10 protein-coding genes are annotated in these 13,108 nt (G+C 63.8%); all 10 read left to right on the top strand.

The features are described from left to right. Positions 1-192: 192 nt before the first annotated feature. From BKK80_RS10200 to BKK80_RS10155, 10 genes are read left to right on the top strand one after another with little or no spacing between them, the layout of a single operon-like run. A complete protein-coding gene (locus tag BKK80_RS10200) occupies positions 193-807 on the top strand; it encodes a TagK domain-containing protein (protein WP_157128378.1) in 615 nt (204 codons plus the stop codon). Further along, complete coding sequence (locus BKK80_RS10195) at positions 797-1,633, top strand: type VI secretion system accessory protein TagJ (protein WP_071037061.1); 837 nt, start codon at positions 797-799, stop codon at positions 1,631-1,633. The genes BKK80_RS10200 and BKK80_RS10195 overlap by 11 nt, the downstream gene beginning before the upstream one ends. Further along, positions 1,626-2,147 (top strand): type VI secretion system baseplate subunit TssE, encoded by a 522-nt coding sequence (tssE, locus tag BKK80_RS10190; RefSeq protein ID WP_071037062.1) that lies wholly within the window; start codon positions 1,626-1,628, stop codon positions 2,145-2,147. Before BKK80_RS10195 ends, tssE begins: the two co-directional genes overlap by 8 nt. 4 nt (positions 2,148-2,151) lie before the next feature. Further along, on the top strand, positions 2,152-4,032 hold the full coding sequence (gene tssF, locus BKK80_RS10185) for a type VI secretion system baseplate subunit TssF (RefSeq protein WP_071069266.1): 1,881 nt from the start codon (positions 2,152-2,154) through the stop codon (positions 4,030-4,032). 2 nt (positions 4,033-4,034) lie between these two features. After that, a complete protein-coding gene (gene tssG / locus BKK80_RS10180) occupies positions 4,035-5,093 on the top strand; it encodes a type VI secretion system baseplate subunit TssG (protein ID WP_071037064.1) in 1,059 nt (352 codons plus the stop codon). Continuing rightward, the gene (locus BKK80_RS10175) at positions 5,090-6,151 is read left to right on the top strand and encodes a type VI secretion system protein TssA (protein WP_084545540.1); all 1,062 of its coding nucleotides are present in this window, start codon (positions 5,090-5,092) and stop codon (positions 6,149-6,151) included. The genes tssG and BKK80_RS10175 overlap by 4 nt, the downstream gene beginning before the upstream one ends. Beyond that, on the top strand, positions 6,148-6,471 hold the full coding sequence (locus BKK80_RS10170; protein WP_071037066.1) for a hypothetical protein: 324 nt from the start codon (positions 6,148-6,150) through the stop codon (positions 6,469-6,471). The genes BKK80_RS10175 and BKK80_RS10170 overlap by 4 nt, the downstream gene beginning before the upstream one ends. Positions 6,472-6,501: 30 nt before the next feature. Continuing rightward, positions 6,502-8,994, top strand: coding sequence for a type VI secretion system Vgr family protein (locus BKK80_RS10165; protein ID WP_071069262.1), 2,493 nt, complete (start codon positions 6,502-6,504; stop codon positions 8,992-8,994). After that, complete coding sequence (locus BKK80_RS10160) at positions 8,991-10,004, top strand: DUF4123 domain-containing protein (protein ID WP_071069260.1); 1,014 nt, start codon at positions 8,991-8,993, stop codon at positions 10,002-10,004. Before BKK80_RS10165 ends, BKK80_RS10160 begins: the two co-directional genes overlap by 4 nt. Beyond that, complete coding sequence (locus BKK80_RS10155; protein WP_084545539.1) at positions 10,001-13,078, top strand: metallophosphoesterase; 3,078 nt, start codon at positions 10,001-10,003, stop codon at positions 13,076-13,078. The genes BKK80_RS10160 and BKK80_RS10155 overlap by 4 nt, the downstream gene beginning before the upstream one ends. Positions 13,079-13,108: the final 30 nt, after the last annotated feature.

The following is a 13,108-nucleotide window of genomic DNA, read 5'->3' as shown; positions in this document are numbered from 1 at the left end:
GTAGAAAAACCAGAAGATATCAAGGCAGAGATGGAGATTTCCGCATAAAAAGCGGGAGTTAACCTAGATAAATATAAGATTTATCCGACCAAAATCTTATTGACGACTCACAATGGCTATTTTTCTTTTGCCATTCCATGATTTGCGATTACTATCCGCATCCAGGGAAGCCAAAGCTTAGAACGGACGAGCATGTTGAAAAAGACGAATATGTGCGACTTGGAAAAGCCATCGATGGAAGGCGGCGGCCCCGGACAGACTTCCGCCGGCGAAGGCGATCTCTGGCATTTGGTCGGCTCTTCCCTGGCAGATGAGAACAGTCCATTCTCACTGCTGGATCCCGCCGCCGGCCCGAGGTGCACCGGGCCAGCGCGTTCCGAGCCGGCCGAGTCTGTGGACATCCTGGAGCTGCTCATGTACGAAGCCGAGTCAGTACTGCAGGACCCGAACTACGTGAGCATGCACACGGCGACCGTCGCAGCGCTGCACGAACCCGCGCCAACTGGGTCGGGTCCCGATCCGCGTCCCTCCCGGGAACCCACAGGGCACGACAAGCGCAGCCTGCTCGAACTGCTGGAAGGCCCCGCAAGCATCAGCGGCCTGAGCGAGCCCCTCGACGACCTCGATGGTCTCGCGCTCTTTGCGGCAGCGCCGGCACCAGACGTACTACGCCTCTTTGCGGGCGGCATCGTCCCCACCCGAGTGCGCGATGTCGCCTCGCCCCTTAGCCGCCGCGAGCACCACCTCGTCTCGATGGACAGCGCCTATCGTCCGGCGCCAGCGCAGGCGCCCGGCCATGACGCCTGATACCGCGTCCAGCGAACGTGGCGGCACCGGTCTCGCGGCTATTCTCCGGCAGATGGGCTCTATCACCGAAACCCTGGCGACGGCAGAGGCTTTGGTACGCCGGCAGCCCGCCGCATTCCCGGCTCGCTGGCAGTTGTTCCAGTGGCTCTGCGTAGTGGGAGACTGGCCGCGCGCCCTCAAGCAACTGCAGGTTGTCGCCCAATTGACGCCCGATTTTGTACAGACCTCACACGTTTATCGCGATCTGATTCGTGCCGAGGTCTTCCGCCTGGAGGTATTCAAGGGAGTGCGCGAACCTGGCGCGTTGCTGCCCGCGCCAGCGTGGATGGGGCACCTGCGCGCGGCACTGGCGTCGGCCGCAGCGGGTGACATTGACGGCGCCGACCGCGACCGCCATCTGGCATTGTCCGTGGTGACGGTTTCCTCCGGCCACCATGATGGCGCCCGTTTTGACTGGATCACCGACAGCGACACCCGCCTTGGTCCTGCCTGTGAGATTGTCGCGGCCCGCCGCTATGCCTGGCTGCCATTTGCTCAACTACGCAAACTCGAGATGGATCCGGTAGCCCGCCTGCTCGATCTGATCTGGCGCCCGGCCACGCTGACCCTCGCCGATGGAGTGGTTGTCCGCGGATTCATACCCGTGCGCTATCCAGGCTCCGAGCAAGGCAGTGACGCCATCCGCCTCGCACGGGAAACCCGGTGGACCGAGATTGGCCAAACCGGGGTCATCGCTTCCGGCCAGAAGACTTGGATGACCAATGCCGGCGATATCGGCCTGCTCGAAGTGACAACGTTGACGATAAGCGAAAACGGCCATGAGTAATCCCCGCACGCCACGCCGGCCCAATGCGCAGTTGCTTCCCACGCTCTTCGATCGCCTTCGCGACGATGCGCCACTGCGTCAATCGGAGGGGCCAGGCGAATTCACCGTGACCCGTGCGCAGATGCGCGAGATCATCCAGCGCGACCTCACCTACCTGCTCAACACCACCAACCGCGAGGACGAGATCGACCGCGAGCGGTATCCCGAGGCCGCCAGTTCGACGCTGAACTACGGCGTTCCACCGGTGGCGGGCAGTTATCTATCCGAGCACAAGTGGGACGACATCATCGGCATCGTGCAACGCGCGATCGAAGACTTCGAGCCGCGGCTGATACCGGGCTCCCTCAAGGTCCGGCCGCTGATGAAGGAAGACGCCCCTCACCGCTACAACGTGCTGCTGTTCGAGATCCGCGGGCTCATCCACATGGACCCGTACCCCATGGCATTCACCGCACAAAGCTCGCTGGATCTCGAAACCAGCCGGATACAACTCCAGTCGCTTAGCGCTCACTGACGCCATGGACCCTCAACTGCTCGACTACTACAACCGGGAACTCGTCTACATGGGCGAGCTTGCCGGCGAATTCGCGCGGCAGCACCCCAAGGTCGCCAGGCGCCTGGGCATGCATGGCATCGAGGTCGCCGACCCCTATGTCGAACGCCTGATCGAGGCCTTCTGCTTCCTGTCGGCCCGCACCCAGATCAAACTGGATGCGGAGTTCCCTCGCTTCACCCAGCGGCTGCTTGAGGTCGTCTATCCGAACTACATCGCACCCACACCTGCCATCGCGGTCGCGCGGTTTCATCCAAGCCACAGGGAAGGCGACCTCGTACGTGGCGTCGCGGTGCCGCGTGGCACCTCGCTCCTTGCCCGGGCACCTGCCGGCGAATCCACTCAGTGCCAATTCCGCACCACGCAACCACTTTCCCTCTGGCCCATCGAGATTGCCGAGGCGCGGCTCACCGGGATTCCGACGGACATCCAGGGACTGGAACGGTATGTGCCAGCCCATGTGAGCGTGCAAGGAGCATTACGGATCCGCCTGCGGCTCAACCGCGACATTACCTTTGCGCAGCTGACTGGCCTCGATTGCCTGCCGGTCCACCTGAGCGGTCAGGACCAGGTCGCAACGCACCTGTTTGAACTGCTGCACAGCGCTGGCAGCGCCATCCTCATCGGCAAGCCCGGGGCGATGAGCGAGCGACCCAGCGCGGTCACGACCAACGCCGTCGGCTATGTCGGTATGGCACCTGACGAGAGCGCACTGCCGCTGGCCTGGAACAAGTTCCACGGCCATAACCTGGTGCATGAGTACTTTGCCTGCCCGCAGCGCTTCTTCTTCTTCGGCCTCAACGGGCTCCGGCCTGGACTGGCCAAGGTGGATAGCCGGGAGGCGGAGCTTGTCGTGCTGCTCTCGAAGCCGCCGGGCACCCTTGCCAGCCAGGTCGATGCTGCGCAGTTCGCGCTCTTCTGCACGCCCGTCGTCAACCTCTTCCCAATGCGCACCGATCGGATGGAAATCGATCCCGGACGCACGGAATTCCATCTGGTGGCGGACCGTCGCCGCCCGCTCGACTACGAGATCTTCTCCGTCCAGGGTCTGTCCGGGCAGGCGCACGAGCACAGCACTCCGATCGATTTTCGCCCCCTCTTTGCCACGCTCAACAGCGACGAGGGCAACCACGGCCGGTATTTCTCTGTGCGGCGCGAGCGGCGGCTCCTCTCCAATCACGCGCGCAAGTACGGCACGCGCACGCCCTATACCGGCACCGAGGTCTTTGTCTCACTGGTGGACCAGAACGAGGCCCCCTACTCCAACGATCTGCATTACCTGTCGGTAGAGGCCATGGTCACGAACCGGGACCTGCCGAATTTGATACCACGCGACGGACTCAACGATCTCCGCTCGCCCGACTCCATCCCCGTCGCCGGGGTCAGTCTGATCCGTCCGCCATCGGCGCCGCGCGCGCCCTTTGCCGAAGGCGAGATGGCCTGGCGGCTGATCCGGCAGCTGGGCTTCAACTATCTGTCGCTCACGGATCTGGATCATCGCGAGGGCGGCCAGGGTCTGCGCAGTATGTTGCGGCTGTTCGTGGCCAGCGACGACACCGCCCAGCAACGGCAGATCGAAAGCCTCATCGGCTCGCGTGTATTGCCCGTCACGCGGCGCCTGCCGGGAAACGGTCCGATTCTCTATGGCCGGGGCATCCAGTGCCAGCTAACCGTGGATGAAAGCGGGTTCTCCGGGATCAGCCCCTACCTGTTCGGCGTGGTGATCGAGCATTTTCTAGCACGCCACGTCTCGGTCAATGCCTTCACGGAAACGGAGCTGTACGCGATGGAGCGCGGCCTGATTCACCGCTGGGCGCCGCGCATGGGGGGCCGCAGCGCCTTCTAACCATGTTCCAAGGTCCCGATGACATCGGCCCGCCGGCCAGGCCCACGCACAACGCCACCAGCCACTATGCGGGTGTGGCGCCGTGGAAACTGAGTTTCCTCGGCCTGCTGCGCGGCCTCTCGGCGCGCCATCCGGACTTGCCTCCAGTCGGCCGCGCATCACGTCCGCAAGCGGAACCGTTCCGCATCGGACAGACCGCTGCCCTCACCTTCGCACCGCGGGAAATCGCAAAGCTGGAGGCGGGTGAGAACGGGTTGCGTATTCAGTTGTTCGGGCTCGGTATGCTCGGTCCCAATGGCGCGCTCCCGCTACACATGACGGAGATCGTGCGCGAGCGTAGCGCAGCACACCGCGACGATACGATCGCCGCCTTTCTCGATCTCTTCCACCACCGGGCGTTGACACAGTTCTATCGCGCCTGGGCAGGCTCGCAGGCGACCGCCGGCCTCGACCGGGAAGGCGAGGAAGTGTTCTCCCGCTATATCGGCTGGCTCGCCGGCCACGAGGCCGGTGAAATCGGCAGCAGTCCGCTGCCGCCGCATGCGCGCCTGGCTGCCAGCGCCCACCACGTGCGCGAATCGCGCAACCCGGACGGCATCGTCGGCGCGCTCGCCCACTTCTTCGGCGTTCCGGTGCGGCTGGACGAATTCGTGCTGCACTGGATCGCCCTGGATCCGGCCGAGCACAGCCACCTAGGCCGCCCCGGCGCAGCGAGCATCATGGGCCAAGGCGCGTTGCTGGGCGAGTCGGTGCCCGACCGTCAGCACCGGTTCCGGCTGGTGATCGGCCCGCTGGACCTGCAACAGTACCTCGACTTCACGCCCAAGGGCCGGGACCTGCCGGTGCTGGTCGATTGGGTACGCAGCTTCGTCGGCTTTGAATTCGAATGGGAAGTCGAACTGCAGGTTCGGCCGAACGCCGCACCGCCTGCCGTGCTCGGCGCGCAGGAGCAACTGGGCTGGTCCACCTGGCTCGGTGAGTCGGACGCCAGCCGCCCTATCTCAGGGATGGTCTTCCAGCCCGAACAATACGTCACCCGATCAGCCATGGAACAACGATGAAGGCAAGGACCAAGTCACCCAAGTCAGTGCCTGCTGCCAAGATACGGTTCGCAAACCTGGCATTGCCGGTGGATGCTGCAGTTCCTTGCGGCCGCGACCTCGAATACGATCCCGAATTCGTGGTACTCATGGCTAAAGCCGCTCCACGCGAATCAGCGCAGTATGGGAACTTCGTCGCGCCAGCCGATCCACTGAACTGGACGGAACTGGAACGTGACTGCCAGCGGCTGCTGTTGCGCAGCAAGGATATCCGCCTGCTGACGCTCTTCCTGCGTTGCCGCACGCGGCTGGAGCAAGCCGAAGGACTGCGCGATGGCCTGGCCCTGCTGTGTGCCTTGCTGACAGCCTATCCAGCCCAGATTCATCCGCAGCTCGAGGTGGACGGCGAGCAGGATCCCGCCCTGCGCGCCAATGCACTCGCAGCACTCACCGACCTGGAAGGCTTGCTGTCCGATGTGCGCGAAATCAGCCTTGGCGGCAACGCCACCACGCGCCTTCAAATTCGGGACATCGAGCGCGCGCTGGGCGCCCCGCGTCCGCACGACGCACTGGCGCCCGATGCCGTCAGGCAACAGCTGGAAGCCTACCGGCAGCAGGGTCTGGCAACGATTGCGGCGCTGGACCAGGCTTGCGCGCTGGCACAGTCCGTCCAGCGTTGGTGCGAGGCAAACCTGCCGGGCGATGCGCCCGACCTCAGTCCGCTGCTCCGCTTGCTGCACCTCGTCGGTAATCCGGAGTTGGCGCAGCCTGCCGCCTTGTGCGACGAATCTTCCTTTGGCACTTCCGCCCCCACGCACTTGCCCTCGCCGCCGCCTGGCTCGCTCGACACGGGCGTTGCCACCGACCTCCCGCAGAACGCCTCCGACGTGCCAACCGGCCGCGAGGCCGCCGTCGTGCAGGTCCGCGCTGCGCGCGAATGGTTCGAGAACCATGAGCCGAGCAGCCCCGTCTCGCTGCTGCTTCGTCAGGCCGAGCACCTCGCAGGCAAGCCCTTTGCCGAGGTATTCCAGGCCATCCCGCCCGACCTCGTCACACGCTGGACACAGGAGACGCCATGACCCGCCGCCGCGCCATTTCTCCAGATCCCAAGCTGATCCAGACGGTACGAGAGTATCTCCAGCTACGCCGCGGGGGCCGCTATAGCGCCAACAACCTCGCCCGAGTACTGAACACCAAGCCAGCCGCAGTGCTGTCCGCCCTCGAAGTCTTGCGTGCCGCCGGCGAACTCAAGACGGAACACAGCCCGCCCAGCGGCTGTGTCTATTTCATGCCGATCGAGGCCATGCCCGGACTCCGCTGGCCCTGGACGCGGGGGGAACTGACCGGCTGGGAAACGCAACTTCGCCAACGCATGGCCACCTGCATGGCCGCGCGCTGATCCTGCCGTCTTCCGTAAAGGACCACAATCATGGGCTCTCGCGACTTGCCACTCCACCCGCGGCGCTCCATCACGGTCAAGGGCCCCGGCCTGCCGCTTGTCCCTGGTGGCTCTCTCACTCTTTCACGCCTCAAGGGGCGGGACGGTATCAACACGCTCTTTGCGTATGAGATCGAGCTCAAGACGCCCGATCATTCACACGTCCGCATCGGGCCGGGAGCCAACCTGGACCTGGAGGCCATGCAGGGTAAGGAGCTCACGCTCGAGATCGAGCTCGACGGCACTGGCATCGGACTGTCCGGTGGCATCGGCGCCGGGACCCGGGAAATCACGGGGCTCGTCGATGAAGTGCGCGGCCCCTTCCTCGTCGGGCGTCAGTTCGCATATCGGCTCACGCTGAGGCCCTGGCTATGGCTCTCCACCCTCACCACCGACCACAAGATCTTCCAGCACAAGACCGTTGTCGAGATCCTGGATGCCCTTCTCACCGACTACAACTTTCCAGTGGAGAAACGGCTGGATGTGGCGCGTTACCCGAAGCGGGAGTATCAGGTGCAGTACGGGGAGACCGACTATGCCTTCTTCAAGCGGTTGACCGAGGAATGGGGAATCTCCTGGTTCTTCGAGCACTCCGATGGCAGGCACCGGCTTGTGCTGAGCGATGGAAATGGCGCCTTCCGACGCTTTGCGAGCCCGGCCTATCACACCCTGCGCTGGTACCGCAGCGCGGACCGGATCGATGAAGAACACCTGTTCGACTTCCGGCTCGTGGACAAACTGGTATCGGGGAAGTGGACGAGCAACGACTACGATTTCGTGAAGCCGCGAGCTGACCTGACCGTTGGCACCGCCGATCCGCGGGACACTGCTCACGCCGACGGCGAGATGGTAGCTTGGCCCGGCACGCACGCACAGCCGGCGACGGACAACGACCCCTGGCGCGAGGGCGATATGCTATCGCGTATCCGCATCGAATCGATCCGGCAGCATGGCAGCCGCGCCAAGGGCCGTGGGAATCTGCGCGGCATGGCTCCGGGGCACACTTTCAAGCTCGCCAACCATCCAAGCCGGCAAGCGAATCGGGAGTATCTCGTTCTCGCAACCCGCCTCGAGATCGAGGATGTGGCCGAAGCCTCCGGCCAGGGTCAGCAATGGCGATGCGAGGTGGATTTCGATGCCCAGCCAAGCAGCGAGATCTTCAGACCCGATTGCGAGCAGGCGCGAGCGCGCACGTTCGGGCCGCAAACGGCAACGGTCGTCGGGCCCGGGAACCAAGAGTTGTGGGTGGACCAGTTCGGCCGGGTCAAGGTGCAGTTCCACTGGGACCGCATCGGCCAGCACAACGAGCATAGCTCCTGCTGGATACGTGCCGCCTCCAACTGGCAAGGCGACAACTATGGCGCCATTCAACTGCCGCGTATCGGCCAGGAAGTCATCGTCGATTTCCTCACCGGAAATGCCGATTGCCCCATCATCACCGGGCGTGTCGCCAACCGGGTCAATATGCCGCCTTGGGCACTGCCCGCTCAGCATGCCCTGTCGGGATTCCGCAGCAAAGAGCTGTTTGGCGAGCGGCACAACACCTTGGTGCAGGATGACACCCAGGGGCAGATCCAAACGCAGATCAGCAGCGACCACCAGGCCTCGATGCTGAGCATGGGGTACATGATCCGCATACCTGACCATGACGGACGCAAGGACAGGCGCGGCGAAGGGTACGAACTGCGTACCGATGGCTGGGGCTGCGCTCGCGCAGGGGCCGGGATGCTGATCACCACAGAGGCCCGCCAGAATGCCTGCGGGCATCATAAGGACCTGAGTGAAACCGCGGCGCGGCTCAAAAGCGGTCAGGACATCCAGCGCTCGCTGGGAGAATCCGCAGACGCTCAGCAGGCGCTGGCAGGTGAACAGGTCGCCGTTGCCGATGCACTCCATGCGCAGAACGAAGCCATCCACGGCAGTGGAGAGCAGGACGAACTGGAACAGCCGGCACTCGTTCTGGCCAGTCCGGCCGGCATCGCCGCGACCGCCGGCAAAGACATCCACCTGCACGCTGCCCGGCACACGGCGCTCTCGACCGGCGAGCATCTGGCACTGGCGACGCACAAGAGTTTCCTCGCCAGCGCGCGCGATAGCCTGGTGCTCTTCGCTCGCCGGCGCGGTCTGCGCTTCATCGCGGCCAAGGGAAAGATCGAGGTCCAGGCCCAGAGCGACGACATCGAGGCGATTGCGCAGCGGGTGCTGCGGCTCATCAGTGCCCAAGAGCGTATCGAGATTGCATCGCCCCAGGCCGTGACCTTTTCGGTTGGAGGCAGTTTCCTGAAGATCACCGACGGCGGCATCGTGGAAGGCACGACAGGCACGTGGAGAGCGCATGCCGCGGCACACGACCTGCCTGGGCCGAAGTCGATGCGTACCGTTGTCGGCGTGCCGCCGTCGGATGTTTGCCTGCCGTGTGCCGTACAGGCGGCCCGGGAAGGTGCCGCAATCACGGAGCGTGGCAACTCGGGACCTCGCGCATGAACTCCAGCATCCACGTGGACACCGATTGGCGGCAGCCCCCGCTGCGCGAGACGTTCCGAAGAGCGCTTCTCGCCGATTTGCAGCGCTGGCTGGCGCAGACCGGGCCGACCCCAGGGTATGCGCTGGTCGACGCAGGGCAATTGCACTTCACGGAAGTTCAACTGGTTTCGCTCCTGCAGGAGCACGCCCTCCCCTTCGAGCCGATCCTGCGCCAAACACCGGAGGCGGAACTGGAAACCGTCGGGCCCTACCTCGTCGAACTGAACGGTGCAAATCCCGCAGCTCTCGAAACCATCACGGGGCTGATGGCGTACGGGTGGGTCGTCAGTTTTCTCAGCAGCCCACTGCCAACCTTCAAGCTGCACACCCATTTGCGCAGTTGCCTGAATGGCGTGCTCGAAGACGGTACGAGCGTTCAGCTCCGCTACTACGATCCGCGAATTCTGCCGGTGCTTCTGCGCTCCGCCCCGGACTCCATTCGCTCCCCGCTGATTGGCCCGATCGAAACCATCGCCTTCTGGGACCGCGAACTGCACTGGCATGCCATCGAGGGCCCGAACCAAGCAACGTTCCAGCCGGAGCACGCGAGCTTCACCTTGCCAAACGCCCTCATGCAGGCATTTGGCCAATCAGGCCAGGCGGACCTCGCCCTCAGCTGGATCCTCGCCGACGAGACGCGATCGGAACAGCTCGATTCACTGGCGCCCCATTTGCAATACCAGCTCGCTGCCGATCTTGTCAGCCGCGCGCGCAACTACGGTCTCGACTCCCAGTCCAGCATCCGCCTGTTCTGCTCCATCGGGCTCAATGCCTGCTTTACCTTCGACCAGGCCGCGCCTGCCATGGCGCAAGCGCTGGCATCACCGCTCCATGCCGAGTCACGATTCCTAGCTGCCGTGGATGGGATACCCGATGGGGATTGGCATGTCTTGGCGTTGCTTGGAGGGCAGCAACTGAAAGCCATGCGCAAGCGCTTTGCCGACGACCTGACATCGAGAATTGCATCATGACCACTCCCGAACTCACCGCCGCCGAGAGGGTGCGCATCGCCCGCACCAGTGTCACGCATGAGCGGAAGCTCGAAGGGTGTGTGGACTGCGAGGAAAAAGCGCCTATCCGTGCCATCATCCTCAGTCCCAGTCTGGGTACGCCCTTGGTCCTGCCGCCCAAGCAGACCCGGTGCAGCCTCTTTATCGCGGCTGAGGCCATGGCAGAGCAGTACTTCGGCGTGGGCAAGCCCGTGCAGCCCGTTGAGTACTACGGCCGCAAGATCATCAAGGCCAAGTACGGCCCCGTCTTCGTGGACCGCCATCTGCGCCTGTACCCGATCCAGGGCAAAGGGACTGCGGCCGAGCCCAAGGACACCATGCTGTTTCGGGACGGCAAGGCCGCCTCTCGCGCCATGGAGGTGGTCAACGTCTGGCAGGTCGGACGGTTTCATGGCGGGCTGATGGTCGATCACCGTGGCGAGCCGGTGGCCATCATCCGCCCGGAGACAGTCAGGCTGTACAAGGACATGACGCATGTCTACGAGATTGACATCGATCTCGCGACGTTGCCCGACAAGCCCGACCTCACCCTCATGCATACCTTCGCGTGGATGGTCCCGGTGCCGTCCAGGTATGCGCAACGTCCGGAGGTCAAGGGCGTACAGGCCTGGGAGTACCAGGATCAGGTGATTCTGGATTTCCTCGACGCGCAGGCGAAATCCGAGCAACAGAATGGTCAGAACCACGTGCCGCGCTTCTACGAATACGATGTGGACAAGGCCACGGCATTCGCTTTGCCGCCGCTGAAGGCCGATACCGTACACCGCCTGACGGCGTGGCATCCGGTCATCCAGAAGCCGATCGCTACCTTGAAGCTCGGACACCTGTCGGATGTCCACGTCAACGTTCGCCACCTGGCCCTGCAGAAGTCTCCGGCGTGCCTGATCGAAACTACCGATGGCACGCCAGTGCCGGGGACGCCTCCGACTCCACGCGCTTCCCATCTGTGCAATAGTTTCCTGGCGCTGCGTGATCTGATCGAACAGTTCGGCAAGGCAGGCCGCGCCGACGCCCTGGTGATCACCGGCGATCTGATCGACTTCAACCGCAACATTGTGCCGGCGGAAACTGGCAGTACCATTGCCGAGCAGTGGAACGCCTTCAACGTCCTCAACCAGATCCGCAATGGGAAACTCTACCAGCGCGGCGCGGATGACATGCTGCTCTATTCGCTGCTGCGCCATGCCTATCGGGACCTGAAGCTGCCGGTGTTCCTGACGACCGGCAACCATGAGGCCTACGCGGTGCCGTACGGAGTATCGCCACGCACCAACCCGTGGGTCGCGACGGCCGGCGCGCTGGAGCAAGTCGGGGCGCTCAAGGGCACGCACGGGCCGCGAGCGATCGACCCCGCCAAGATCGAGGATCTCGGCAAAGTGGCCAGCGCCGGGGCCGGGATCCTCGGCGGGATCCTCGGCGGACCTCTCGGTGGTCTCGCCGGCCGTGAGTTGGGCAAGCACGGCAGCAGCAAGGCGGCGGACAAAGCCGCCGAAATCTACCAGGACTTCGATCGCGCCAGCGATTGGGCCGAGGCCAAGGCGAACGCCGGGATCGCGGCGGACCACAACCTCACCCTCTACGAAATCTGCCTGGCGTATGGCCCCACCTATGCGCAGGTCCTCACGGCAAAGAACTTTACGCCCGCGAACTTCGATTGGTTCTTCACCCTCATCACGCCCCTCTCGGACTGGCGCCTGGATTACGGGCCAAGACAGACGCTGCTCGGCCTGGACTGGGGCAGTGGCGAAAACTATCTCAATCCCCTGGGAGGCATCGACAAGCTCCCCGAGGTTGACGACAAGATCCGCTGGGTAGCTGAACATCTGCCCAGTCGAGCCGACAAACAGGGGCTCGGTATCCTCCCCCGGGCAACGCAATCCCTCTCAGAAGAACAGAAATTCCTGCTGCAAGGCGGGCGCCGCCGCAAGCGCGACATCGGCGCCAGCCTGACCGTGTTCTCGCACTTCACCATCGTCAACTATGACGGCGCGATTGAACTCTCAAAGCAAGGCCGCCAGATCGAACCCCAGCAGAGCCCCAATGCTCTGAAGACGATGCGCTTCGAGGACAACGCCGGGGGCTGGAACCTGAATAATATGGGAACCTGCGAGCGCAATGTCGACTGGTATTTCCACACCTGCGTGGCGGGTCATGACCAGCCCAACCATGACAAGGTGGACTATCACCTGAGCGGGCACTCCCATCGCGCCGGGGTGTACACGGTGGGACTGCAACATGGTGGAAAGCTGGTTCAGGTGCGCAGCGCCTTCGACCCCGGACTGTCCGCCACGCAGAGTACCAACAAGCACGGCGGCCCCACCAAGCTGATCGTGAGTTCGTCGGGTGGCCCGCTTGGCACGCAGAACCTGAACGGCGAACTGAAGCAATGGTTGCTGACGGCACCGTCCGGCACGCTGCTCAACGAAGCCGACGCCACGCCCATCCGCCAGGTCAGGACCGAGGCGGGCAACGGCAAGCCGCGCCTGGCGGTGGCGCTCGATTATCTGCACGTCGACAAGGTGGAGACGCCGCTGGTGTGGGTGCCACCCGCCAACGGCCCGCTGCCGCCCACCTCCTGGACCATGCAGGTTGGCCCGCTGACCGATGCGCTGCAATGTATCGACAAGGTGAGATTCTGGGTCTTCACAGCCAGCCCAACCGGTGAAGGAGGCGACTGGAGCAAAGTTGATGCCCTGCTCAAGCCAGCAACGGACTGGCGAGCACAGCCCCGTCCGGGTAGCTATGTCATGGCCGCCCCTCTTCAACCGCTGCTGGTGCGCTTCAACCCCTCGACGTGCCGCATGTTCTGCGAGGTCTTACTGAAGGAGCCGACCTGGCCCAAGGGCGCGGAGAAGCTCAAGGGCATGTTCGATGTGGCGAGTTCCTGGGTGTTTCCCGTTGACTATCAGCATGGGCTGATTGCCCGGCGGCTGGGGGAACAGGGGGAGGTGCCGGATTGGGATTGGCTGAGTCTGACTCTCAATCCAAGTCGCTACCCAGCGAAGGGGAAAACAACAAAGGTGAATCGAGAATGATCTCGCGCCGCCATTTTCTTCGATCGCTCG

The sequence above is a fragment of the Cupriavidus malaysiensis genome (assembly GCF_001854325.1).
GTDB lineage: Bacteria > Pseudomonadota > Gammaproteobacteria > Burkholderiales > Burkholderiaceae > Cupriavidus > Cupriavidus malaysiensis.
Note: the sequence above shows the minus strand (reverse complement) of the source record. Positions and strands in the feature narration are given on the sequence as shown.

What these genes read in the sequence shown, in the direction of transcription:
- BKK80_RS10200 (WP_157128378.1), top strand. Translation starts at nt 193, where the DNA reads ATGTTGAAAAAGACGAATATGTGCGACTTGGAAAAGCCATCGATGGAA.
- BKK80_RS10195 (WP_071037061.1), top strand. Translation starts at nt 797, where the DNA reads ATGACGCCTGATACCGCGTCCAGCGAACGTGGCGGCACCGGTCTCGCG.
- tssE (WP_071037062.1), top strand. Translation starts at nt 1,626, where the DNA reads ATGAGTAATCCCCGCACGCCACGCCGGCCCAATGCGCAGTTGCTTCCC.
- tssF (WP_071069266.1), top strand. Translation starts at nt 2,152, where the DNA reads ATGGACCCTCAACTGCTCGACTACTACAACCGGGAACTCGTCTACATG.
- tssG (WP_071037064.1), top strand. Translation starts at nt 4,035, where the DNA reads ATGTTCCAAGGTCCCGATGACATCGGCCCGCCGGCCAGGCCCACGCAC.
- BKK80_RS10175 (WP_084545540.1), top strand. Translation starts at nt 5,090, where the DNA reads ATGAAGGCAAGGACCAAGTCACCCAAGTCAGTGCCTGCTGCCAAGATA.
- BKK80_RS10170 (WP_071037066.1), top strand. Translation starts at nt 6,148, where the DNA reads ATGACCCGCCGCCGCGCCATTTCTCCAGATCCCAAGCTGATCCAGACG.
- BKK80_RS10165 (WP_071069262.1), top strand. Translation starts at nt 6,502, where the DNA reads ATGGGCTCTCGCGACTTGCCACTCCACCCGCGGCGCTCCATCACGGTC.
- BKK80_RS10160 (WP_071069260.1), top strand. Translation starts at nt 8,991, where the DNA reads ATGAACTCCAGCATCCACGTGGACACCGATTGGCGGCAGCCCCCGCTG.
- BKK80_RS10155 (WP_084545539.1), top strand. Translation starts at nt 10,001, where the DNA reads ATGACCACTCCCGAACTCACCGCCGCCGAGAGGGTGCGCATCGCCCGC.